We start from the raw sequence: 248 nt of genomic DNA on the forward strand, positions 1-248 counted from the left end.
GGAACGCGTTGGCGGCGGCGTAGTTCCCCTGCCCAGGCCCGCCGATCACCCCGGCCGCGGAGGAGAAGAGGACAAAGGCGCTCAAGTCCATGTCGCGGGTCAGCTCGTGCAGGTGGAGCGCCGCCACGGCCTTGGGTTCGATGACGGCGTCCAGGCGTGCGGGGGTCAGCGAGGCGATCACGCCGTCGTCCAGCACACCCGCCGCGTGCACCACACCCGTCAGGCCGCGCCCGGCCAGCAGCCCGGCC

At 73.4% G+C, this 248-nt stretch carries 1 protein-coding gene; it reads right to left on the bottom strand.

Translation table 11 applies throughout. From position 1 onward, the window contains the following. Positions 1–248: KR domain-containing protein (locus tag DEH69_RS29265; RefSeq protein WP_113690016.1), on the bottom strand; the 248-nt coding region annotated here is incomplete at both ends.

It is taken from the genome of Streptomyces sp. PT12 (assembly GCF_003311645.1).
In the GTDB taxonomy this organism is placed as follows: domain Bacteria; phylum Actinomycetota; class Actinomycetes; order Streptomycetales; family Streptomycetaceae; genus Streptomyces.